The sequence below is a fragment of the Sulfurimonas sp. genome (assembly GCF_041583195.1).
GTDB lineage: Bacteria > Campylobacterota > Campylobacteria > Campylobacterales > Sulfurimonadaceae > Sulfurimonas.
This window is the reverse complement of sequence record NZ_JBFHGL010000008.1, coordinates 91,810-115,031: the sequence shown is the minus strand read 5'-3', so window position 1 is coordinate 115,031 and position 23,222 is coordinate 91,810. Positions and strand designations below refer to the sequence as shown.

The 23,222-nt window shown below is 32.8% G+C and carries 21 protein-coding genes and 5 tRNA genes; 23 read left to right on the top strand and 3 right to left on the bottom strand.

Translation table 11 applies throughout. The features are described 5' to 3' along the window. From ABZA65_RS08745 to ABZA65_RS08685, 13 genes are all read left to right on the top strand, one after another. Positions 1-77, top strand: a tRNA-Asp gene (locus ABZA65_RS08745). Positions 78-111: 34 nt separating this feature from the next. Beyond that, positions 112-187 (top strand) — tRNA-Glu (locus tag ABZA65_RS08740). A gap of 20 nt (positions 188-207) precedes the next feature. Then, positions 208-283, top strand: a tRNA-Val gene (locus ABZA65_RS08735). A 113-nt stretch (positions 284-396) separates the two neighbouring features. Beyond that, positions 397-3,279 (top strand): diguanylate cyclase, encoded by a 2,883-nt coding sequence (locus ABZA65_RS08730; protein WP_373072734.1) that lies wholly within the window; start codon positions 397-399, stop codon positions 3,277-3,279. A gap of 89 nt (positions 3,280-3,368) precedes the next feature. Next, positions 3,369-4,793: an Asp-tRNA(Asn)/Glu-tRNA(Gln) amidotransferase subunit GatB gene (gene gatB / locus ABZA65_RS08725; RefSeq protein ID WP_373072732.1), complete on the top strand. Its 1,425-nt coding sequence runs from the start codon at positions 3,369-3,371 to the stop codon at positions 4,791-4,793. 7 nt (positions 4,794-4,800) lie between these two features. After that, positions 4,801-6,366 (top strand): ion transporter, encoded by a 1,566-nt coding sequence (locus tag ABZA65_RS08720; protein WP_373072730.1) that lies wholly within the window; start codon positions 4,801-4,803, stop codon positions 6,364-6,366. Further along, positions 6,363-7,079, top strand: a complete 717-nt coding sequence (locus ABZA65_RS08715; protein WP_373072727.1) for an NAD-binding protein — start codon at positions 6,363-6,365, stop codon at positions 7,077-7,079. The genes ABZA65_RS08720 and ABZA65_RS08715 overlap by 4 nt, the downstream gene beginning before the upstream one ends. Further along, a complete protein-coding gene (locus ABZA65_RS08710; RefSeq protein WP_373072725.1) occupies positions 7,048-7,938 on the top strand; it encodes an NAD(P)H-dependent glycerol-3-phosphate dehydrogenase in 891 nt (296 codons plus the stop codon). Before ABZA65_RS08715 ends, ABZA65_RS08710 begins: the two co-directional genes overlap by 32 nt. A gap of 11 nt (positions 7,939-7,949) precedes the next feature. After that, complete coding sequence (locus tag ABZA65_RS08705) at positions 7,950-9,305, top strand: DASS family sodium-coupled anion symporter (protein WP_373072723.1); 1,356 nt, start codon at positions 7,950-7,952, stop codon at positions 9,303-9,305. Continuing rightward, a complete protein-coding gene (locus ABZA65_RS08700; protein ID WP_373072721.1) occupies positions 9,306-9,596 on the top strand; it encodes a Dabb family protein in 291 nt (96 codons plus the stop codon). It begins immediately after the preceding gene. A gap of 15 nt (positions 9,597-9,611) precedes the next feature. After that, positions 9,612-10,763: an MFS transporter gene (locus tag ABZA65_RS08695; RefSeq protein WP_373072719.1), complete on the top strand. Its 1,152-nt coding sequence runs from the start codon at positions 9,612-9,614 to the stop codon at positions 10,761-10,763. 135 nt (positions 10,764-10,898) lie between these two features. Next, on the top strand, positions 10,899-11,090 hold the full coding sequence (locus tag ABZA65_RS08690) for a hypothetical protein (protein ID WP_373072717.1): 192 nt from the start codon (positions 10,899-10,901) through the stop codon (positions 11,088-11,090). A gap of 50 nt (positions 11,091-11,140) precedes the next feature. Beyond that, the gene (locus tag ABZA65_RS08685; RefSeq protein WP_373072715.1) at positions 11,141-12,349 is read left to right on the top strand and encodes a M48 family metallopeptidase; all 1,209 of its coding nucleotides are present in this window, start codon (positions 11,141-11,143) and stop codon (positions 12,347-12,349) included. A 10-nt stretch (positions 12,350-12,359) separates the two neighbouring features. Here ABZA65_RS08685 and ABZA65_RS08680 read toward each other — a convergent pair whose 3' ends face one another. Continuing rightward, complete coding sequence (locus ABZA65_RS08680) at positions 12,360-12,767, bottom strand: cytochrome C (RefSeq protein ID WP_373072713.1); 408 nt, start codon at positions 12,765-12,767, stop codon at positions 12,360-12,362. Positions 12,768-12,940: 173 nt separating this feature from the next. Here ABZA65_RS08680 and ABZA65_RS08675 point away from each other — a divergent pair, with 173 nt between their 5' ends. Genes ABZA65_RS08675 through hemC form a run of 7 tightly spaced genes read left to right on the top strand, consistent with a single transcriptional unit; the run spans position 12,941 to position 19,421 of the window. Further along, positions 12,941-13,363 (top strand): hypothetical protein, encoded by a 423-nt coding sequence (locus ABZA65_RS08675; protein WP_373072711.1) that lies wholly within the window; start codon positions 12,941-12,943, stop codon positions 13,361-13,363. Continuing rightward, the gene (locus tag ABZA65_RS08670; protein ID WP_373072709.1) at positions 13,364-14,251 is read left to right on the top strand and encodes a polyprenyl synthetase family protein; all 888 of its coding nucleotides are present in this window, start codon (positions 13,364-13,366) and stop codon (positions 14,249-14,251) included. Next, positions 14,251-15,531, top strand: coding sequence for a glutamyl-tRNA reductase (gene hemA / locus ABZA65_RS08665; RefSeq protein WP_373072707.1), 1,281 nt, complete (start codon positions 14,251-14,253; stop codon positions 15,529-15,531). Before ABZA65_RS08670 ends, hemA begins: the two co-directional genes overlap by 1 nt. Position 15,532: 1 nt before the next feature. Next, positions 15,533-17,233 (top strand): proline--tRNA ligase, encoded by a 1,701-nt coding sequence (locus ABZA65_RS08660; RefSeq protein ID WP_373072705.1) that lies wholly within the window; start codon positions 15,533-15,535, stop codon positions 17,231-17,233. After that, positions 17,234-17,680 carry an FxsA family protein gene (locus tag ABZA65_RS08655; protein WP_373072703.1) on the top strand — a complete coding sequence of 149 codons (447 nt, stop codon included), beginning with the start codon at positions 17,234-17,236 and terminating at the stop codon, positions 17,678-17,680. Further along, complete coding sequence (locus ABZA65_RS08650; protein WP_373072701.1) at positions 17,643-18,461, top strand: DsbA family protein; 819 nt, start codon at positions 17,643-17,645, stop codon at positions 18,459-18,461. The genes ABZA65_RS08655 and ABZA65_RS08650 overlap by 38 nt, the downstream gene beginning before the upstream one ends. Further along, positions 18,462-19,421, top strand: coding sequence for a hydroxymethylbilane synthase (gene hemC / locus ABZA65_RS08645; protein WP_373072699.1), 960 nt, complete (start codon positions 18,462-18,464; stop codon positions 19,419-19,421). It abuts the gene before it with no gap. A 93-nt stretch (positions 19,422-19,514) separates the two neighbouring features. Here the strand turns inward: hemC and ABZA65_RS08640 are convergent. Continuing rightward, positions 19,515-19,589 (bottom strand) — tRNA-Glu (locus ABZA65_RS08640). Between the two features lie 7 nt (positions 19,590-19,596). Next, a tRNA-Lys gene (locus ABZA65_RS08635) sits at positions 19,597-19,672 on the bottom strand. Positions 19,673-19,906: 234 nt separating this feature from the next. Here ABZA65_RS08635 and ABZA65_RS08630 point away from each other — a divergent pair. Genes ABZA65_RS08630 through ABZA65_RS08620 form a run of 3 tightly spaced genes read left to right on the top strand, consistent with a single transcriptional unit; the run spans position 19,907 to position 23,209 of the window. After that, on the top strand, positions 19,907-20,710 hold the full coding sequence (locus tag ABZA65_RS08630; protein WP_373072697.1) for a VWA domain-containing protein: 804 nt from the start codon (positions 19,907-19,909) through the stop codon (positions 20,708-20,710). Further along, positions 20,707-22,131 carry a VWA domain-containing protein gene (locus tag ABZA65_RS08625; protein ID WP_373072695.1) on the top strand — a complete coding sequence of 475 codons (1,425 nt, stop codon included), beginning with the start codon at positions 20,707-20,709 and terminating at the stop codon, positions 22,129-22,131. Before ABZA65_RS08630 ends, ABZA65_RS08625 begins: the two co-directional genes overlap by 4 nt. Further along, positions 22,112-23,209, top strand: coding sequence for a hypothetical protein (locus ABZA65_RS08620; protein ID WP_373072694.1), 1,098 nt, complete (start codon positions 22,112-22,114; stop codon positions 23,207-23,209). The genes ABZA65_RS08625 and ABZA65_RS08620 overlap by 20 nt, the downstream gene beginning before the upstream one ends. Positions 23,210-23,222: the final 13 nt, after the last annotated feature.

The window sequence follows — 23,222 nt, the reverse complement described above, 5'->3', positions numbered from 1 at the left end:
GCGGTGGTAGTTCAGTTGGTTAGAATACCTGCCTGTCACGCAGGGGGTCGCGAGTTCGAGTCTCGTCCACCGCGCCATATGATTGTAGACAACCTTTTGTATACTAAAAGTGACCCTTTCGTCTAGTGGCCAAGGACACTATCACTTCATGGTAGTAACAGAGGTTCAAATCCTTTAGGGGTCGCCAAACTCGGTGTTAATTTAGATGGGCGCTTAGCTCAGTTGGTAGAGCGCTACCCTTACAAGGTAGATGTCACTGGTTCGAGTCCAGTAGTGCCCACCATCTAAAAAATCTTCAAAATTCCCATATATTTTATTTTTCTCAAAACAAATTTTTATATAATACTTATATACTTGATTTTAAACATTGCAATTATGCATTGTAAAAGGCTTAAATTGGCAAAGAAAAGTAATCGTATTTTATTTTTAGTATTTGTACTTTTAAGTATAGCGATACTCTTGATCGGTAATCAGTTTAAAGATTACAAAGTAAGTGAGTATACATCCAAAAAATATGATTTAATAGCTCAGTCGTTAAGTAATGAAGTTGCAACGCTCATACAAGAAAAGAAAAATGCCACTCTGGCTATGGCTATATCTTTTTCAAAAAGTGATGAATTAAAAAATGCTTTACTTGAACAGAATCAAAATACAGATGTTTTAAAAAGATACTCAAAAGAACTTCAGGAATCTACTGATTTTAAAAATGTGTGGATTCAAATTATAAACAGAAACGGCATCAGTTTAGCAAGAAGTTGGACAGATAGATATGGTGATGATCTTGCATCTATAAGAGAAGATGTAAGGAGTATGAATAATAATCCTAGAATAAATTCAACTATTAGTATTGGAAGATACGATTTGACTTTTAAATCTATGGTTCCAATCTATGATAAAACAACAAACTATATAGGCTATATAGAGATAGTTACACACTTTAATTCAATTGCTAAAAAAATAGAGAAGAAGAAGTTTGAACCAGTAATATTGGTAAATGAAAAATATGTAAAACAAATAACATATCCTTTTACTAAACTATATTCAAACAACAACTATATTGCTAACAATAATGCAGATAAAAAACTAATTGATTATATTTCTAAAAACGGTTTAGGATATTTTATATCACCATATAAGAACTATATAATCGATAAGGAAAAAAACTATATAGTCATAAACTATACATTATTTGACACATCAAAAAAACCAATGGCAAACTTTTTAATGTTCAAGTCTTTAAACGATATAGATATGAGTGCTGTTAATTCAATAAAATCTACAATTAACCTTTTTATACTATTAACCGTTGTAGTAACTGCTATTTTCTTCTATTTCATATCCAATAAAGAGAATATAAATATAGAGGTAGATTCAAAATTAAGCATAGCAGTATTTGGTGCAATATTTATTTTTATATCATTTATATATTATTTAGCATTAACATGGAATTTTGAACAAAAAAGAGATAGTTTCTTTCAGAAATATAATCAGAATATAAAAAAAGATTACCATATTATTCAACATCAATATAGCTCCGTTGCTAAAACTATATATAACACTATAATTAATAAACCAAAAATAGTAGACTTACTGAGTTTTGCTTATGAGGGAGAAAAACAGAAAGATATTGCTAGAAAAAAGCTATATGATGCTTTAGTAAAAGATTATGAATACTTTAAAACACACGAGATAAGACAATTACATTTCCATTTAAGAAATAACGATAGTTTTTTAAGGTTTCACCGCCCACAAAAGTACGGTGATTCTTTAATTGGGGTTAGATCTACGGTTGAATGGGTTAATAAAAACAAGACTATGATAGAAGGTTTTGAAGAGGGTCGTATATTTAACGGTTTCAGACATGTATACCCGCTGTTTTCAAAAAAATATTCAGATCACAGTGAACATGTAGGTAGTGTAGAAATCTCTTTTAGTGCATATGCAATAGCAACAGAGTTTGCTGAGGTTCACGATGTAAAAGCTAGTTTCATTATAAATGAGAACGTAGTTAAAGATAAAGTGTTCAAAAAAGAACAAAAAAATTATGAACAAAGTCCGTTTAGAGGATACCTTTATGAAAAAAGTATAAAAAACCAGTTTGCACACTCTTTTACACAAACAAATATAAAACTCTTATCAATAAAACAAATAGAACAGGCTAGTAATATAATCATTAATGGGGAAGTGTTTTCAATACAGTCAACTGATGAGAATGTTATTTTTACTTTTATGCCTTTAAAAAATCCTGTTACGAAAAATGTTGTAGCGGCAATTATCCTTCAAAAAGATAGTTATGAACTGAGTAAGCAAGATAATTTATACAATATATTTTTATTCTCAGGCATATTAGCTATATTATTTGTATTGATGTATATCTACAAAGAATTTTCATCAAAAAACAAGTTTAGAATGCTCTCTTTAAAAACACAAAAGATCTTAGATGCACAGCACTCTATTGTAGTTATAACTGATGGTAAACAAATAAAAGATGCGAATAAAAAGCTTCTAGTTTATTTTGGTTATAAGTCCATAGATGAATTTAGAAGAGAAAATGATTGTATATGTAATTTTTTTGAAAAAGATGATAGATTTTTTCACTTGGGCAAAATTGATGAAGAACAGGAGTGGATAAACGAGATTGACAAACTTCCTTTTAAAGAACATATAGTTGCTATGCGTGATTTTAAAGGTAAACAAAATATATTTTTTGTTTCTGTAAGTCATTTTGATAATAACCATATAGTGTCTTTTAGTAATATCAGTGATACTATGGCTGAGCATTTTTCTTTAATGGAAAGGGTTGTTCATGATAAACTAACTGGTGCATATAACAGAGACTATTTTGATAGTAGAAAAGAACTTTGGTTGCAGGAACTATCGTATAAAAAAGTTCAGCTAGGAATAATTATACTTGATATTGATAATTTTAAAAGTATTAATGATACGTATGGACACAATGTAGGGGATGTAGTTTTAAAACAAATTGTATCTATAATAGAACTAGTAACTAGACAGGAAGATACACTAATAAGATGGGGTGGTGAAGAATTTTTACTGGTTAGTTATGTAAGCTCTTTGGATGATTTATATAATATTGCAGAGAATATTAGAAAAAAAATTGAAAACGAGTTATTTGAAAAAGTCGGATTAATAACTTGTAGTTTTGGTGTAACACTTTACAAGTCTAACGAAGATGTTGTTAAAGATACGATTGAAAGGGCTGATCAAGCTCTTTATGAGGCTAAGCAAGCCGGAAAAAATCGTGTAGTATCTAAATAGATTTAAGTTATTAGAAAACGGCTTATGATTTTTAAAAGCAAAGTTTAGGTAAAATCGCTCTAATTATCTAATCGCTTTTAAGGAAATATATGTTTGAAGTAGTAATAGGACTTGAAGTCCATGTACAACTAAACACTAAAACTAAACTTTTTTGCTCGTGTCCTACGAGTTTTAATCATAAACAAAATACAAATACATGTCCAACTTGTTTAGCACTACCTGGTGCACTTCCTGTATTTAACAAAGAAGTTTTACACAAGTCTATTATGTTCGGTACGGCTATAGACGCAACAATAAATCAGACATCTTATTTTGACAGAAAATCTTACTTCTATCCAGACAGCCCATCTGCTTATCAGATCACTCAGCTTTATACTCCTGTAGTTGAACACGGTGAATTAGAGATTGATTTTGAAGATGGTACTCATAAAACTATCCGTATAAATCGTGCTCATATTGAAGCAGATGCTGGTAAAAACATCCACGACGGAGAGATATCAAAAGTTGATTTAAATCGTGCAGGTACTCCGCTTTTAGAGATCGTTAGTGAGCCTGATATGCGTAGTGCTGAAGAAGCTATTCTTTACCTTAAAAAGCTTCACTCAATTATTCGTTACCTAGATATTGGTGATGCGAATATGCAAGAAGGTTCATTTAGAGTTGACGTTAATGTATCTATCCGTCCAAAGGGTGATGAGAAGCTTTACACACGTGTAGAGGTTAAAAATATCAACTCATTCAAATTTATCCATAAAGCGATCGAAGTTGAAGTAGAGCGTCAGATTGATGCTTGGGAAGATGGTCTTTACGATGATGAGATCTTCCAAGAAACTAGACTTTATGATCAGGACAAAAATGAAACACGTTCTATGCGTGGTAAAGAGGAAGCTGCTGATTATAGATATTTCCCAGAACCAGATCTTTTAAAAGCTGTAGTAACTGATGAGATGATGGAGTTATACTCAAAAATACCTGAACTTCCTGATGAAAAGCGTGATAGATTTGTAAAAGAATACGGTATGAGTGAGTACAATGCTGGTGTAATTACATCAAGCGTTGAGATGGCTGAGTATTTCGAGACTATGATGGAAGAAGGCATTAGCGCTAAAAATGCGGCTACATGGCTAACGGTTGAGCTACTAGGTCGCCTAAAAGGTGATATGACAATTACAAACTGTCATGTAGATGCTAAGAAACTAGGACTTCTTGTTAAACGTATAGAAGATCAGACTATAAGCGGTAAAGCTGCCAAAGAGGTACTTGACAAGCTTGTAGAAGAGAACCTTGACGTTGATGGTGTTATAGACGCACTTGGACTTAAACAAGTTACAGATATGGGTGCTATTGAAGCTATATGTGATGAGATTATAGGTGCTAATCCTGAAAAAGTTGCAGAGTATCAAGGTGGAAAAGAGAAGCTGTTTGGTTTCTTTGTCGGCCAGGTTATGAAGGCAAGTAAAGGTACTGCAAGCCCACAAGCAGTAAACGAAATTTTAAAATCAAAACTAGGGTAATTTTAAAATGGATATCTTAAGCAAGGGTATTATAAACATCTCCTATGCTTTGGATGAATCTGAAAAATACAACAATACAAAAAAGTTTTTTTACAATCTGCTAGAAAACGATAGTTACAGACTAAAAAAATATTTTGACGGCTTTATGATCACACTTATATTTTTAAGTGTATATATCCTTATACGTGACGTTAAACACGATATTAATGAATTTTGGATCGGTTTTAACAACATTGTAATATCTATAATATTTCTAATAGAGTACTCTCTTAGATTTTGGGTAAGCAGTAGTATAAGCAAAGTTGTAATACATCAAAACGAGCATAATTTGATGTTAAACAGAAAGTTTAGCATCAAAAAGCTTTTTATTCATGTAGCAAAAGATAAATTAAAATATGTACTTTCAATCAAAGCCATAATAGATCTTCTTGCAATTATACCGTTCTTTCACCAATTAAGACTTCTTAGAGTTCTAATTCTATTTAGAGTATTTAAACTCTTCCGTTATGCTAAGAGTTTTCAGACTTTTGTATCTGTTCTTGCTACGAAGAAGTTTGAATTTATTACACTATTAATGTTTGCATCGATCATTATATTTGTATCATCTGTTTTAGTATATGTTATGGAGGCAAACAACCCATCTTCACCTATTAATACACTTTTTGATGCTTTTTACTGGTCTATAGTTACAATATCTACAGTTGGTTATGGAGATGTAACTGCTGTTACCAATGAAGGGCGAATAGTTGCACTTTTAGTGATCACTTCAGGTATAGCTGTACTTGCTTTTTCAACATCTCTTGTTGTATCTGCTTTTAGTGAAAAACTAGATGAGATGAAAGAGATGAAAAGTATAGATAATGTTTCTAAATACAAATCTTTTTATCTTATCTGTGGATATGAAGGTATAGCTAGTGAAGTAGCAAAAATTCTTAGAAGCAACAACTTTGATATTTTAGTTATGGATGAGGATGAAGGACGGATTAAAAATGCTATAAAAGATGGCTTTGAAGCTCTTAACTTTGATCCTGGAGAAGTTGAAAGTTATAAGAAATTAAATATAGACATATCAAAACAGGTTAGAGCTGTTTTAGCACTTCGTCAAAGTGATGTAGAAAATGTTTATACGACTCTTACCGTTCGCTCAATGCATCAGGATGTATATATATTGTCACTTTTAATGGATGAGATGCATAGAAATAAACTCTCTATTGCCGGTGCAAATGAAATAATATACTCAAAAGATCTAGTAGGTATGATTGCAAAAGAATTTGTAGGTCAGCCAGTTGCATTTGAAGTTATACATGCCCTTAGAAGTGAGTATTCAGGTGTAGATATGGAAGAAATTTTGGTTACTAACCGTATCAGCAGTTATATAAAGCAGGTAAATCAATTAGAAAATGAAAAATATCGTGTCGTGCTACTAGGTATATGGAAAAAGGAAGAAGACAAGTTTTTATTTAATCCTCCAAAAGACACATCAATAGACCTTGGTGACTATTTGGTAGTTATAGGTAATTCACTCTTTATTCGTGAGTTTAAAAGAGCAGTCCAAAAGAAGATTTTTAGATGAAACAAATAATAGACAGAAAAGCAACAGCACTTTTATTTGGATATAATGAGTACTCACTAGAGATAAAAAAGAGTATAGCTTTTAAATATGATGATATAGAACTTTTTAGTTTAGATGATAATCCTGAATCAAATAAGTTTGATTTGAGTGATGACTGGAATGAACTTGAAGAACGTTTTGATATGGATAATTCGATAGCATTTTGTGTTTTAAAAGATGATGCAAAAAATATTTTTTTAACTTTGTCGTTAAGATCAAGTTTTAAAAATCTAAAAATTATAGCTTTTTGTAAAAATAAAGAGGGAGCTACCAAACTTACTTTAGCAGGTGCTGACAAGGTTATACCACTTGTCCAGACTACTGCTGCTATGATAAGTGATATGCTTAGAAAACCGATCGTTACGAAGGTTATGCACGGTATTTTATATGAGAAAAGTGATCTCAAAATTGCTCAGATATGTGTTGAAAAAGATGCAGACTTTATAGGCAAACATCCTTTTGATGTTAATTGGGGTGAGGAATACGGAATTATTGTTCTTTCAATTATGCAAGATGATGTCGATTCTAGTTTTATATACTCATCAAAAGCAAAACATAAAGAGATAAAAACAGGTGATATCCTAATAGTTGTAGGATATGATAAAGATATAATAGAATTTGAATCATTGATAGGGAGTAGATGTGAAGTCAATTGGAGTGATTGGAGCAGGTAAGTGGGGAAGTGCATTAGCTTACGCATTTAGTGAAAAAAATGACGTAGTTATAACATCCCGTACACCTCGCGATTTACCAAATTTTGTAACTTTAGAAGAGGCTTTAAAGTGTGAATACCTAATAATGGCTATTCCTGCTCAGCAAGTCTCATCGTGGCTTGAGAAAAACTTCAAGTTTAACTCTCAAAAGATATTAGTAGTAGCTAAGGGGATCGAAGCTTCAAGCGGGCGTTTTTTAAATGATATTTATAAGCCTTACGTGCCTGATTCAAACATAGCCTTTTTATCTGGACCGTCATTCGCTGCCGAAGTTCAAAAATCACTTCCTACAGCTCTTGTCGTAAACTCTTTAAATGAAGAGTTAGCAAGAGATTTTGCAGAGTTGTTTCCATCTTTTATTAAAAGCTATACATCGACTGATGTAATAGGGGCTGAGATAGCAGGTGCATATAAAAACGTTATAGCAATAGCAGCCGGAATTTGTGAAGGTTTAGGTCTTGGAAAAAATGCCGCAGCAGCTCTCATCTCTCGTGGGCTAGTTGAGATGGAGCGTTTCGGTCTTGCTTATGGAGCACGAGAGGAAACTTTTACAGGGCTTGGAGGTGCAGGTGATCTGTTCTTAACGGCAAGTTCAAATATGAGTAGAAATTTCCGTGTAGGTCTTGGTCTGGCAAAAGGGAAAAACCAAGATGAGATCCTTACTGAACTAGGCGAAGTTGCAGAGGGTATAGGGACAACTTATGCACTTCATGAGATATCTGAACATAAAGATCTTTATCTGCCGATTGCTAAAGAGGTTTATGAAGTATTAGAGGGTAAAGATCCTCAAAAAAGTTTAAAAGATTTACTGTCAAAATAAGGGAGAATAGAATGTATGAACATAAAGAACAACTGCAAAAGATAGGAATAGGATTAGGTGCTTGGGTATTGGTATTTGCCTTATCAATGATGCTATTTAATCCTATACAGTCTTCACTATTGGCTCTAATTGCAATGATGGTTGTTCTTTGGACAAATGAAGGACTGCCTTTGGCAGTTGTGTCACTGCTTCCAATCATACTGTTTCCTGCATTTTCAGTGCTTGATACAAAAGCAACAGCGATCAACTACTCACATCCGATTATATATCTTTTTTTAGGTGGTTTCTTACTTGCTATTGCAGTTGAGAAAACAAAACTGCATACTTGGATAGCTGATAAGATGCTTTCACTTTTTCCAAATACTCCACGCGGTATGATCTTCTCTTTGGCAATAACATCAGGTCTGCTTAGCTCAATTTTATCAAATACTACAACTACGCTTTTGTTAATGTCTATAGCATTGTTTATCACAGAAGATGTAAAACTAAAACTTAGATTTGCTCTTGCAATCGCTTATGGTGCGAGTGTAGGCGGGATTATGACGCCTATCGGTACTCCACCAAATTTAATTTTACTTGGCGTAATGTCTGAAAAAGGGATGGAAACCATACCATTTTTCCAATGGATGTGGATGGTGGCACCACTTGCAATAGCTATGTTTATAGTTGTAAGTATGTTTTTAAGTCTTGGAGTACCAAATGTACCTATTCATAGAGAGAGTGAAAGAAAACCGCTTGAAGTAAAGCAGAAAAAAGTGTTATTCATTATAGGCTCTTTAATACTAATGCTTCTACTAAATGCACCTATGAAACCGTTTTGGCCGGGTCTTGGTCTAAGTGAAGCAGGGATGCTTCTTGCTGCAGGGCTAATTCTTTTTGCTCCACCGTTTAGTATCTTAGAGTGGATGGAAGACAAAGCAAAGATCCCATATAGAATTATGTTTTTATTTGGTGCAGGTTTTTCTATTGCAAAAGCTTTTAGTGAAACAGGTCTTGCGTCTGAAGTTGCATCATATCTAATATCTATGACAGAACTTCATCCAATCATTTTACTCTTTGCCGTGGCAATGCTTATTACATTTACTACAGAGATCACATCAAACACCGCACTTATATCTATAATGCTTCCTGTAATATACTCAGTAGCTGTTCAGACAGGTATAAATACGACACTTTTTATGATGGTAGCAACTCTTTGTGCCAGTTATGCATTTATGCTTCCAATTGCAACTCCGCCAAATGCTATTGCCATGAGTAGCGGGGTAGTCGATGTTAAAAGTATGATAAGATACGGAATTGTTTTAAATTTTGTAGGTATTTTTTTAATAGTTATGATAGCTGAATTTTTTTGGAAAGGAATTTTATAAATGATAGTACATATAGTTATGTTTAAATTTAAAGATGAAAACAAGCAAGAGAACCTTATGGTTGTTAAAAGTAAGTTAGAGGAGTTAGTATCAAAAATACCGATGCTTGATAAGATGGAAGTTGGTATTGATTTTAACCAAAGTGAACGTGCTTTTGATCTTTCACTTTATTCGACATTTGCTACAAAAGATGATCTTAAAGCTTATGCTATACACCCTGCACATCTTGAAGTAGTAGAGTTAATTAAAAATGTTACAGAGGTTTCTAAAGTAGTTGATTACGAAATATAACTCTTTAGTTATCTAATGAATATTTCAAAACTTACAAAAATAACTTTGTTACTTTTGTCTATGTTGACTATGATGTCAAATGTAGCAATAGTAACAATGCTCCCACATCTAAACGAACACTTTGAAGGTGTAGATAACATTGAACTTTATTCAAGATTGATGATCACTCTGCCATCACTCTCAATTGCATTTTTATCTCCATTTTTAGGACACTTAGTATATAAGATCGGTAAAAAAAGATCTGCTGTAATTGCTTTGGTTTTATTCTCTTTGTTTGGAACGGCTGGACTTTACTTACAGAGTATATATGAGCTTTTATTTTCAAGATTTTTATTTGGTATTGCTATAGCAATGCTCATGATCATCTCTACATCTTTGATTGGTGATTATTTTAAAAATGAAGACAGACATAAGTTTATGGGTCTGCAAAGTGCTTTTATATCTATAGGTGGAATAATGTTTATAGTAGGCGGTGGAGTTCTTTCAGACATAGGTTGGAGATATCCTTTTTGGATCTATATACTTGGTTTAGTTGTCCTAGTTTTTGTTTTAAAGTATCTTGTTGAAGTAAAAACATCTGAGATAACAGATGAAGATGATACTTATCTAAATCATAACCTTTGGTATATATACCTTCTGGCTTTTATATTGATGTTGATTTTTTATATATTGCCTACTCAAATACCGTTTTTGATTGTCAATGTTTTTGGTGCTAGTGGCACTTTAACAGGAGCTATTATAGCTACAGCTTTTGTATTTAATGCCATTGGTGCTATAAGCTTTTCAAAACTAAAAAAGAGGTTTGAATTTAGCAGCATATATATGATCGGTATGGCTATTATTGCCTTTGGGTTTATGGCTATAGGGAATGTTAATAATGTTTACCTGTTTTTCATAACATCTCCAATTATGGGATTTGGAGGTGGTTTGTTAATGGCAAATATGACTTCATGGATGCTTCATGTTGCACACCATACAAAACGTATAAAGGTATCTGCTTATTTAACCAGTGCATATTTTTTTGGGCAGTTTTGTTCACCAATAGCAACTATGCCACTAGTTAAGTATGCCGGAGTTAAAGATTTCTTTGAATTAAGCAGTATATTGCTTGTCTTAATTTTATCTGTTTTTTTAGTTTTTAACAGAATTAGAAAAATATATAAATAATATTTAATATATTATATTTAGTTATCAAAAAAATAATCATAAAATATACTTAAAATTGATAAGTAGTTTTTAAACACTAATACTTTTGTAACAATTATTCGATAATCTGTTAAAAAACTATAAAAGGAAAGTATTATGAGTGAACCGCGTTTAGAGAATATAGGAGATTATGACAAACTAAAAGGTGAAAAGAAAAAAGTTGTATGGGCAGTTATATTAGCTTGTCTTACAATAGGAGTTATCTACTCAATTTCGTATAACTATTATGATAACACAGATGAAAATTTAGCGCAAGAAAAGTCTTATCAAGCCGTACCTATGAAGTAATATTATCTATTTTTTAGGTAACATTACAAAAATTTAATTAAGGTTGATAAATGTTGATGACAATAGTCGCTATATATACTTTATATGTCTTAGTGTCTATCTATGTAAGTGTTATGCAGATTGGATATATTAACGAGGCTAAAAACAAAGATGCAGTACTCCTTAGCCCGAGTGAATTTGTAAAAGCTGCTTCATATTCCGTAGCCAAAGAGAAACTCTCTATTTTTACATCTTTTTTTGATTATATATTTTTTATAGCATGGATGGGTTTTGGTATATCTTATCTAAGTTCAAATATCTTCTTTGAAAACGAAGTATTTTTAAATATTGCTATTGTGATGGGTTTTGTAATTATAAATGCTGTTTTATCACTTCCTGCATCTTACTATGAAAAATTCGTCTTAGATGAACAGTACGGTTTTAATAAATCAACATTTGGTTTATGGTTAAAAGATACCGTGATCAGCTTTGTTATGACTTTAATTTTCGGTTCAATCGTAGTTTGGGGTATTTATGAGATTATCTCAAATTTCAGCTTGTGGTGGTTATGGAGTTTTTTATTTATATTTGGTGTAGTTGTACTTATAAATATGCTTTATCCGGCATTTCGTGCAATGTTCTTTGACAAGCTAACACCTCTTAAAGATGAAGACTTAGATGCTAAGATCAAAGAACTTATGGATAAAACAGGCTTTAAAAGTTCAGGTGTATTTGTAAGTGATGCTAGTAAACGAGATGCAAGATTAAATGCATATTTTGGTGGTTTTGGAAAAGCTAAAAGGGTAGTGTTGTTTGATACTCTGATTGAGAAGCTTAGTACAAGAGAGCTTTTAGCTGTTTTAGGGCATGAACTTGGTCACTTCGCACACGGTGATATATATAAAAATATAGCATTAGTAGGCGGTATGTTATTTATAATGTTTGGAATTTTCGGTAATCTTCCTGAATCTCTTTATTTAGAGCTTGGAATATCTCAAGAACCATATTTAGTTATGATCTTACTTATGCTTTTTATGCCTGTTTTAGGCTTTATTATGATGCCTATTATGGGAATGGTAAGCAGACATAACGAATATGAAGCTGATCGCATGGGAAGTGAGTTAGGTGGAGCAGGCGGTGAGATAGAACTTGCGAATGCACTTAAAAAACTTGTAGAGGAAAATAAAAGCTTTCCGCTTTCACACCCTCTTTATATTTTCTTTCATTACACACATCCGCCTGTAATTGAAAGACTTAGAGAGTTAGGGGTAGATATATAAGCTACCGCTTTTACCAGTGGCGAATTTCGTAGTGGCATTTCATGCACTGCTTAACTATACTGGTATAAGCTTGTATAGATGAACGAGCGTCTTTTGCATCAAAACGGTTGTATATTGTTTTAGCTTTTTCATCTATTTTTGAAACAATATCGTTTGATAAATCAATTTTTAATTTAACTCTCTTAGCTAATGGTTCTTTGCTTTCCTCTTTAGTCAAAGGCGGTTTAACTCTAACTACTGCTTTTGAAAGTTTTAAAGCACCATCTCTTACAATATCTTTATTATTATAAAAAAAACCAGTTTCAATTAATGACATCGCCTCTGCCATCTTTTGCATATCATCTATTCTGTTTTGTTTGGTATATGCCTCTGCATAAATTGAGGTAATTAACACTAATATTAAATAGATTTTTTTCATTTTGAACTCTTTCTTTTATTATTCTTAGTATTATTCTATAGATAATAAAGTTAAAGTATTATAAAAACTAATATAATGATGCAAATTATTGGAGATTATAAATCCTATTTTACACTTTAAACAGTGTAAATATTTAATTTGATATAATATCTGTAAAATTTATGGACTATATTTTGAAAACTCTTTTGCGCTTTTTTTTAGTTTTAATCATCATATCAAGTACATCTTATGCACTTGATTTTAAACAAACAATAATTATAAAGCTAAAAAAGGATGAACAAAAGAAATTTCTTGTAAAATACGAAAATTTTGTAAAACTTTTTGATTTTAGATGGACGTTATATAAAAATGGTGGACTCGTAATACATAGGTCATATGACAAAATGGTAGCTCAAAATATTCTTTATAAAAGATATAAGAATAACTCTTTTAGACTTGATTTGAAGTCAAGGGGAGAGAGTCAAAAGTTTTCTACACCATATATCTTAGTGAAGTTTGAAGAGTTTGATTATAAAACAGATGAAGCTGTGCTAAAGATGTTTTTATACGACAATGTCGGTAAAGTCAGTTTAGAAGAGATAAAAGAAAGAGGATAGATGCAGAGAGTAGAAGAACAAATTGCAAGACTTATAGATGAGTGTGACTACAGTGAAGTTACACGCTTGTTTAAAAACCTAAGTGGTGGGAAAAGGCTTCGTGCAAAATTGATTTTAAAAATAGCTGGTGAACACAATGAGGCACCGCTGTTAGCTGCAATCGTAGAACTTATCCATGCTGCTAGTTTACTTCATGATGATGTAATAGATGAGGCAGATACAAGAAGAGGTGTACCTTCTGTTAATGCCACTGATGGAAGTAAAACAGCCGTAATGCTTGGGGATATTTTATATTCAAAAGCTTTTACGGAACTTGTTAACTTTGATAAAGAGATCGCTAAAACTATAGCTTCATCAGTAACAGCACTTTCTAAGGGTGAGATGATGGATGTTAAGATGGCAGATGAATTTAACTCAGATGAAGATAAGTATCTTGATATGCTTTATTTAAAAACTGCAACTCTTATAGAAGCAGCAGCAGCTGCTGCTGCAAGACTAGTAGGTAAAGATGTAGAGGCTCATGCAATATACGGTAAAAACCTTGGTCTTTCATTTCAGATAATAGATGATATTTTAGATATTACACAAGACTCTGAAACTCTAGGAAAACCTGCTCTTAATGACTTTGTAGAAGGAAAATGTACACTTCCTTATATCTATCTTCACAGAAAACTTAATGATGGCGATAAAAAACGTCTTGAATCATTACACGCTAAAAAACTTGAAGCTGATGATAGTGCATGGATAAAAGAAAAAATGAGTGAGTTTAAAACAGTTGAACAGTCATTTGAATTTGCTGCACTTCTATCAGACGAAGCAAAAAGTGTTATGGAAAATGATGCTGAGCTGGTTGCTATTTTAGATTCTATGATTAAGAGAAGTTACTAATGCATTATTTAGTCGTAAGCTTTTCACATAAAAACTCTCCATTAGAGGTAAGAGAGAAATTAACTTACCCTAATGATAGGAACGTAGATGGTTGTCTTACAAAGATCAACTCAAGCGAAGCTATAAATGAAGCTATTTTGATCTCGACTTGTAACAGAATGGAGATATTTTGTTCTTGCAGCGATATTATTGAAGCAAAAGGGCATATATTTGAAAAGATAAGCCAGAGATCTGACATATCTATAAACGAGCTTGAGAAGATAGCAGATGTATATGATGACTCAAGTGCTATTCATCATCTCTTTGCCGTAGCATCTGCACTTGATTCTATAGTTATCGGGGAGACTCAGATAGCAGGACAGATGAAAGATGCTTTTAGATTCTCATTCGATAAAGGGCATTGTGATAAAAAAATAGCGCGTGCTGTAAAGGCTGCATTTAAATGCGCTGCTAATGTTAGAAACAATACGGATATATCTTCAAAACCTGTATCTGTTGCATCCGTAGCCGTTTCAAAACTAAAATCTGTTTTAAAGAAGATAGAGGGGAAAAAGACACTTATTATAGGTGTCGGTGAGATGAGTGAGATAACTGCCAAGCATATGATAAGTAACGGTGCAGATGTATATATAATGAACCGCACAAGAGAAAAAGCTGAAATTTTAGCAGAGGAAGTTGGAGCAAAAGTTTATGACTATACAAAGCTAGATAAAGCCGTAAACGAGTTTGAAATACTCTACACTGCTACAAGCTCAAGCGCACCTATAATTACTGATGATATGATCGATGTATGTAACTTTCAGCGTTTTTGGTTTGATTTGGCAGTACCACGTGATATAAGCTGTTCATACAGCGGTATGATCCAGCTTTTTACTGTTGATGATCTAAAGTCTATTGTGGAGGAAAACAAAGGTATTAAAGAAGATGAAGCTAGAAAAGCTCATGGCATTGTAGGTCGCAGTGTTGTTGAGTTTTTTGAATGGCTTGACGCATTAAATGTAGAGCCGATGATCAAAGATATATATCAAAAAGCCTACAAGACGGCAGAGATAGAAGCTAAGCGTGCGATAGATAAAGGTTACCTGCCTAAAGAGTACGCAGAGCAGGCTCAGAAGATGGCTGAACAGACATTAAAAAGGTTTTTACATGATATGACATCTAAGATGCGCCAGGTTACACACGAACCAAAATCAGACAGTGTGAGTGGTGTTATGCAGATGTTAGCAAACAGTGAAAACGACAATATCCCAGATAGATTTAAAAAAGAGGTTAACAAATAAAATGAGAAGAAGTAAAGCGTTTATCCCAACAAGTAAAGATGCACCAAGTGATGCACAATTAGCTAGTCACATATTTTTATCACGTGCAGGGTTTATTTCTCAAGTCGCAGCAGGGTTATACTCATATATGCCCCTTGCTAAAAAAGTTATTAGAAAAATAGAGAACATTATTCATGATGAGATGGAAGGTATTGGAGCACAAGAGGTTGAACTTAGCTTTGTAGCACCAAGTGATTTATGGATAGAGAGTGGACGTATAGACAAGTTCGGTAAAGAGCTTTTAAGATTTTACGATAGAAAAGAGAAGCTTTTCGTACTTGGTCCGACTCATGAAGAGATGATGGTTGACCTTGTTCGCGGACGTATCACAAGTTATAAAAACCTGCCGTTTAACCTATACCAGATTAAAACAAAGTTCCGTGATGAAGTTAGACCTCGTTTTGGTCTTATGCGCGGACGTGAGTTTATTATGAAAGACGGCTACAGTTTTCATGCAAACACTGAAGATCTTGACAGAGAATTTGATGCAGTTGAAGAGGCTTATAAACGTATACTTAAGCGTTTAGGTCTTGATTACCGTGTAGTTGAAGCTGATAGCGGTGCTATCGGTGGTACTGGTTCAAAAGAACTTATGGTACTTGCAGATTCAGGTGAAGATACTATCGCTGTTTGTGATAAATGTGAGTACGGTGCTAATGTTGAAGCTGCGCAAAGAGGTGTTAGAAAAGAGATTCCATCTCAGTTAAACAGAGCATATGAAAAAGTATCAACACCAAACATGACCTCTATTGAAGATTTAGCTAAACACTTTGATACTGATGCATATAACACTCTGAAATGTGTAGCCAAAAAAGCTGTATATGAAGATTCTAAAGAGATAGTTCTATTTTTCTTAAGAGGAAATGATTCTCTTCAAGATGTAAAAGCTGTAAATGCATGTGATGCACTAGATATTGAAGATGTAAGTGAAGCGGAACTACAAGAGTTAGGTTTAAGTGTTGGCTACATTGGACCAATGAATAAAAAAGATATAAAAGTTATCTTTGATAATGAGTTAAAAGATGCACAAAAACTAGTATGTGGAGCTGATGAAGCGGATGCTCACTATGTAGGTTTTTATATGTCTATGCTTGAAGATGTAACTTATGCAGATATAGCTGAAGTAAACGAGGGTGATACTTGTCCACACTGTAGTGGAAAACTTAGTTTCACTAAGGGGATTGAAGTTGGTCACATCTTTAAACTAGGTACTACATATTCTAAAGCTTTAAAAGCAGAGTTCTTAGATGAAGGCGGAAAAAGTCAACCGTTCATAATGGGTACATACGGTATGGGTGTATCACGTTTAGTTGCTGCGGTAATTGAGCAACACCATGATGAAAACGGTTGTATCTGGACTAAAGCAACGGCACCATATATGGTGAATGTAATGATCTCAAATATAAAAGACGAAGCTCAAAACACTTTAGGTGAAGAGTTATACCTTAAGCTACTTGGCGAGGGTGTTGAAGTAATGATCGATGATAGAAAAGATAGATTTGGTTTTAAAATGAAAGATGCTGAGTTAATTGGTTTTCCATACACTGTTATAATTGGAAAAGAGTTGGAAAACGGTGTAGTTCAGATCTTTAACAGAGCTACAAAAGAAAAAATTTCTGTACCTTCTGGTGAAGTGTATAAAAAGGTCATGGAGCTTTTATAGATGATATATTTTATAGTCTATCTATTTTTGGAAGTACTTATATCTGTTAATATTTCATCGTATCTAGGTGGATTATTGACATTTTTTGAAATACTTATAACTGCGTTTATAGGTATATATATTCTTGTAAATTTTAAAGAATCTCTTCGTGAGAATTTAACTGCAGTATCTTATAACTGTATAGATTTACAGGAGTTTCAGAATTTAAATCTTTTTACACTAATAGGTGCTATTTTTCTTATAATACCAGGTTTTTTAACTGATATAATCGGTGCATTAATGCAATTTAGTGTTTTTACAACTATGATTGTAAACCGTTACCAGATGTACTCATCAAAAAGATGTCATACAGATTTTGATGAGTTTAGTTCACAAAATTCACATATAACAAAGGAAACAGATGTCATTGATGTTGAAATTATTAGCGATAACTCTACTAAGCACTAGTTTATTACAAGCAGCAGCTTCAAACAAACTAGTTGAAAACTTTTTAGTTCAAAATTTTCAAAATAATCCAAATATAAAAAGTGTAAAAGTTTCTGTTAATTCAAAAACTAAAATTGTACAGATGCCAGAGTGGGAAGCTTTTGTAGTAGATATAGATGCTATACTAAAAAATAATAAGAATGTTACGCAGAAAATGATCTGGTTCTCAAACGGAATAGTTATAACTGATGATTTAATAGATATGAAATCTAAAAGATCTTTAAAAGACGGTGTTTCACCTAAAATTGAAGGAAGACACTATAAAAAAGAGAACCATATATACGGTAATGTAAATGCAAAACACAAAGTTGCTATTTTTTCAGATCCTTTATGTCCGTTTTGCCGCTCGTATGTTCCAGAAGCACTTGAATATATGAAAAAACATCCAAATAAATTTGCTGTTTATTATTATCATTTTCCACTACCTGGACTTCATCCTGCTGCAGTTGAATTGACAAAAGCGGCAATAGCAGCAGAACTGCAAGGTAAAGAAGATGTAGTTTTAAAACTATACAAAATAAAATTAGAAGCACATGAACGTAATATTACGAAAATACTAAGTGCTTTTAATAAAGTTATGGGTACAAACATTACAGAAAAAGACATTCAAGATCCACGTGTTGAAAAACAGTTTACTCAAGATCAGGTAACTGCTGATGAATTAATGGTTCAAGGTACTCCTACAGTATTTTTTGACGGAATGAAAGACAGATCAAAGAAAAAATATTTAGGTGTAAAATAGATGAAAAAATTAGTAATAGCTACCAGAGTTTCAGACCTTGCTTTATGGCAGGCATATCATATTAAAGAAAGAGTTGAAAAATCTTTCCCTGAAATTGAAGTTGAGTTAAACAAGATAGTAAGTAACGGTGATAAAGTTCTTGATAAACCACTGGCACTGATCGGTGGAAAAGGGCATTTTACAAAAGAGCTAGAAGATGAGATGTTGGCTGGAAATGCACACTTGGCAGTTCACTCTTTAAAAGATGTACCTACGTACATCCCTGAAGGTCTAGAGTTAGTTGCAGTTACACAGAGGCAAGATCAAAGCGATGTGTTCTTATCTCATAAATACAGCTCTTTAGATGAGCTTCCAGAGGGTGCAGTTGTTGGTACTACAAGTCTTAGACGTCGTATGCAGCTTCTTCGTAAACGTCCTGATTTAAAAGTAAAGGATTTACGTGGAAACGTAAACACTAGACTTAGAAAACTTGCAGAGGGGCAATACGATGCAATTATACTCGCATTTATCGGACTTAACAGATTAGATCTGTTAAAAGATATACCGTATACTCAAAAATTATCACTAGATATGATGATCCCTCCTATGGGTCAAGCAGCTCTTGGAATAGAGATAGTTCAAGGTAATGAAAAGGTACGTGAAATAGCAGAATCTTTAAAAGATGAAGATACTTTTATATGTACTCAAATAGAGAGAGATTTTATATCTAAGATTGGTGCCGGATGTTCAGCTCCTGTAGCTTGTAATGCCGTTAAAAATGGAAATGAGATAACATTTCGTGTAATGCTTGGTTTCCCTAATGGTACAAATGTTATGGAAGATAAAGTTGTATGTAACGTTAATGAGAGTGAAAATATAGGTGTTCAACTGGCACAACAAATGATAGACAACGGTGCGTTAGATCTACTAAAGCGTGCTGAAGAGAATGCATTTAAAGAGGAGATGCCTCAGAGATTGTAAAAGTGAAGATAAGTGGTGGGACTTATCTTCATAGTAAAAAAGGGAGAATGAAACAGGTTCTAGTTAAAATTGTTTGATTTTTTAATAATAAAGTGGTGACCCCAAGGAGACTCGAACTCCTGTAACATGGATGAAAACCATGGATCCTAACCGCTAGACGATGGGGCCGATAAAATGGTGTCCTGTTCAGGATTCGAACCTGAGGCCACATCATTAAAAGTGACGTGCTCTACCAGCTGAGCTAACAAGACGTTTGTTCTCTTTGTTAAGAGGTCGAAATTATAGACAAATCAGTTTTTAAAGTCAAGAGTTTTTTTGACAAATTTGTAAATTTTTTTGAAATTTATTATTTTGGGTAAAATATGAACATGAATTACTTTAGTTTTGAATATCCTTGGTTCATATTATTTCTTGTGCCGATTATTTATTGTTTATACAAATGTAAAGAGTATCCAAAGAGTATCTATTTTGTTCACTTGCATCTAATGAGTGCAAAAAGATCTCTAAAACATATTGAGTGGATAATAAAAATACTTATCTTTATATTTTTAGTTATAGCTTTGGCATCTCCTATAATTATAGATAAGGCTAATCCACTAAATCGTCACGGTAAAGATATACTGCTTGCAATAGATGCAAGCGGTTCTATGAACTCATCAGGTTTTGATTCAAGTGATGATGAAGAACTTAAAGGTAAGAGCAGGTTCGAGATCACAAAGTACATAGCAAAAGAGTTTATAAAAAACAGACAAAGTGATAATGTCGGGATAGTTCTGTTTGGGGATTTTGCTTTTATTGCAAGTCCTATTACTTATGAGAAAGATATAGTTATAGATATGTTTGACCTTTTATCGCAAGGTATGGCTGGACAAAATACGGCTATGGGTGAGGCTATATCTATGGGTGTCAGAGCTTTTAAACACTCTACTGCTAAAAGTAAAGTTATTATACTTCTGAGTGACGGTGAGCACAACAGTGGATCAATTAGTCCAAAAGATGCGGTAAAGTTGGTAAAAGAAAAAAATATAAAAATATATACGATAGCAATTGGGAAAAAAGGCGAAGCGGATGAGGCTCTTCTTAGTAAAGTAGCAACTTCAAGTGGAGGGCACTTTTATTATGCTTCTAATTCAAAAGAGTTAAAAGCCGTATATGAAAATATAGATGAGTTGGAGAGTTCAAAAATCAAAAGCAGGGAGTTTTTACTAAAGGACTACTATTATGAACTGTTTTTATTACTAGCAGTAACTCTTTTACTATATCTAATGTACAGGGAGATAAAAAGATGAGCTTTTTAAACCCTGAATATCTTTGGCTATTTTTGTTTTTATTGGCAATTATAGTAAAAAAAGACTATAAAAACTTTTTACCAAGTACATACGGGTATACGATTACATTTGTGTTTATCGTATTGGCCCTGGCTCGCCCTGTAATTGAACAAGAGCCAATAAAAACAAAGCAGAATCTTAACGATGTGGTAGTTGCGGTTGATCTCTCATACTCTATGCAGGCAGAAGATATTTATCCTACAAGACTTACTCATTCAAAAGAGCTGCTAAAAGAGTTGGTAGAGAGTCATAAAAATACAAGGTTTGGAGTTTTAGGATTTACAACAAATGCCATAATATTAAGTCCACTTACGCAAGATAGTGAGCTGCTTCTACATCTGTTTAATTCACTTGATGAATCACTTATAGTTACAAAGGGATCAAGTGTAATGCCTGCCTTAAAGCTAGCTAGAAAAATATCAAAGAGTAAAAAGCTCTCGGTTGTATTGTTTACAGACGGTGCAGATGAGCTTAACTACTCTGAAGAAGCTAGGTATGCAAAAGAGAATAACATGATAGTAAATATTATGCTCACAGCTACAGATGCAGGCTCAACTCTGAAGTTAAAAAACGGCGATTTGCTTGAAGATGAAAATAGTAATATAGTTATAACCAGTGCCAACACTGCTGTTAAAACTATTGCAAATGTAACTGGTGGAGTTTATAGTAGAAGTTTTTCAGACATAGTATCTGCTCTAAATTCACAAAGAGAAGATGTAATAAGCACACAGGTTACTATTGTTCAAAATAAAGAACTTTTCTATTATTTTGTAGCCTTGGCTATTATAAGTTTTTTAATAAGTGTTACAAATCTAAAGCGATTTATATTGGCTTTTTTGCTTTTATTTGGAGTAAATACTCAGGCACTTGATTATAAAAGTTTTTATGAGGCTAACAAGATGTATACTTTGGGAAAATATGAAGAGGCACTGGATATTTACAAGCAGTTAAAATCTGATGATGAACTAAACAAGTCAATTATTTTTTACAATATGGCAAATACTTACGTTAGATTAAAAGAGTTTAAAAAAGCGCGTGAGAGTTACATGAAGTCGCTTACTCTTCACTATTCACTAGAAGCTGATCAGAATATGCGTTATATTGAAGATGCCGGAGAAAATAAGCAGATGAATACAGGTCAGCAAAAGTCTGCAAAAAAATCATCTCATGCCAAGCAAAGAGAATCTTCTCAAAAGAAAAAAGAAGGTGGCGGTTCAAACATGAATGTCAGTGCGGCATCAAGTAGTTCAAGTGATAACAGCGGTAAGAAAGTTAAGTCAAACCAAAGTTCTGTTGATATGAGTCAAGGAAAAGCAAAATTAAGTTCACGTCAATATGAGCTGATCAACAAAAGGGGTGTAAGTGAAAAGAAACCTTGGTAGGGTAATCTTATTTTTATCTCTGATAATTATAAACCTGTATTCAAATGAAGAGTATAGATGGAGTGCTTCTATAGATAAAACACAAGCGTATGTAAATGAAGCCGTGCATCTACATTACAGTTGTAAATTTAATTCAAGAGACGAGTTGCACGTTATTGAATTTAATCCTGTAGGAGAGTATAAAGATTACGATATACATCTGCTTAGTGAGATTGAAAGAATAGAAGACTCAAAAAGAATAAACGATTATGAGTTTGTAGCTTTTTTAAAAACAAGCGGTTTTGTAGAGTTTGAATTTGACGTATTGATGAAAAAAACAAATCAAGACTCAATTGAAAATACGGTTTTGGGTCGTGACAATGCAGTGTATGAACAGTTTAGCAAAAAACTTATAAAACAAAAAAAGTTAAGTTTGAATGTTATGGCAAACAATATCCCGTTAGTAGGTGATCTTAACTTTACTATAAAGAAAGATAAACCTAGTGTTAGTGCGTATGAGCCGTATCATTTTGAGATCATTATAGATGGAGTTGGAAATTTAGATAAATTGCAGATGATTGATCTGAATATTTCAGGTGTAAAAGTTTTTACATCCACTCCTAAAACAGATTATAAACTTACTAAAGACGGTTATAAAGGCTTTTGGAGTCAAAAATTTGCATTAGTTACTGATAAAAGTTTTCAGTTTCCATCTATTAAATACACATATTTTAATCCTTTTGAAAAACGCTCAAAAGAGTATGAAGTTAAAGCTTTCGATATAGAGGTAAAAGAACTTTATAAAAAAGACGAGCTTTTAGATAAGATAGAAAGAGATGAAATTGTTTTTAAACAGGAATATATATATTATCTATTAGTCTTTATTCTTGGATTTTTATTGGGAAAAGTAAAAATAAAAAAATCAAAAACTAAAAGTGTAGATACAGAGTTTAAAAACAAAGTAGATAGTTGTAAAAACTTAGATGAGCTATTGATTTTACTTGTTATAAATAATTCATCACGATTTAGTGATATAATAAGAAAAATTGAGAAAAAACAGATAGAATTAGAAGTAGCTAAGAAAATGTTGATCAAATGAGAAACATAAGAAA

Excerpts from the sequence above, each read along its gene's own strand:
- gatB (WP_373072732.1), top strand. The coding sequence starts at position 3,369 with ATGTTTGAAGTAGTAATAGGACTTGAAGTCCATGTACAACTAAACACT.
- ABZA65_RS08720 (WP_373072730.1), top strand. The coding sequence starts at position 4,801 with ATGGATATCTTAAGCAAGGGTATTATAAACATCTCCTATGCTTTGGAT.
- ABZA65_RS08715 (WP_373072727.1), top strand. The coding sequence starts at position 6,363 with ATGAAACAAATAATAGACAGAAAAGCAACAGCACTTTTATTTGGATAT.
- ABZA65_RS08705 (WP_373072723.1), top strand. The coding sequence starts at position 7,950 with ATGTATGAACATAAAGAACAACTGCAAAAGATAGGAATAGGATTAGGT.
- ABZA65_RS08700 (WP_373072721.1), top strand. The coding sequence starts at position 9,306 with ATGATAGTACATATAGTTATGTTTAAATTTAAAGATGAAAACAAGCAA.
- ABZA65_RS08695 (WP_373072719.1), top strand. The coding sequence starts at position 9,612 with ATGAATATTTCAAAACTTACAAAAATAACTTTGTTACTTTTGTCTATG.
- ABZA65_RS08690 (WP_373072717.1), top strand. The coding sequence starts at position 10,899 with ATGAGTGAACCGCGTTTAGAGAATATAGGAGATTATGACAAACTAAAA.
- ABZA65_RS08685 (WP_373072715.1), top strand. The coding sequence starts at position 11,141 with ATGTTGATGACAATAGTCGCTATATATACTTTATATGTCTTAGTGTCT.
- ABZA65_RS08680 (WP_373072713.1), bottom strand. The coding sequence starts at position 12,767 with ATGAAAAAAATCTATTTAATATTAGTGTTAATTACCTCAATTTATGCA.
- ABZA65_RS08670 (WP_373072709.1), top strand. The coding sequence starts at position 13,364 with ATGCAGAGAGTAGAAGAACAAATTGCAAGACTTATAGATGAGTGTGAC.
- hemA (WP_373072707.1), top strand. The coding sequence starts at position 14,251 with ATGCATTATTTAGTCGTAAGCTTTTCACATAAAAACTCTCCATTAGAG.
- ABZA65_RS08660 (WP_373072705.1), top strand. The coding sequence starts at position 15,533 with ATGAGAAGAAGTAAAGCGTTTATCCCAACAAGTAAAGATGCACCAAGT.
- ABZA65_RS08655 (WP_373072703.1), top strand. The coding sequence starts at position 17,234 with ATGATATATTTTATAGTCTATCTATTTTTGGAAGTACTTATATCTGTT.
- ABZA65_RS08650 (WP_373072701.1), top strand. The coding sequence starts at position 17,643 with ATGTTGAAATTATTAGCGATAACTCTACTAAGCACTAGTTTATTACAA.
- hemC (WP_373072699.1), top strand. The coding sequence starts at position 18,462 with ATGAAAAAATTAGTAATAGCTACCAGAGTTTCAGACCTTGCTTTATGG.
- ABZA65_RS08630 (WP_373072697.1), top strand. The coding sequence starts at position 19,907 with ATGAGTGCAAAAAGATCTCTAAAACATATTGAGTGGATAATAAAAATA.
- ABZA65_RS08625 (WP_373072695.1), top strand. The coding sequence starts at position 20,707 with ATGAGCTTTTTAAACCCTGAATATCTTTGGCTATTTTTGTTTTTATTG.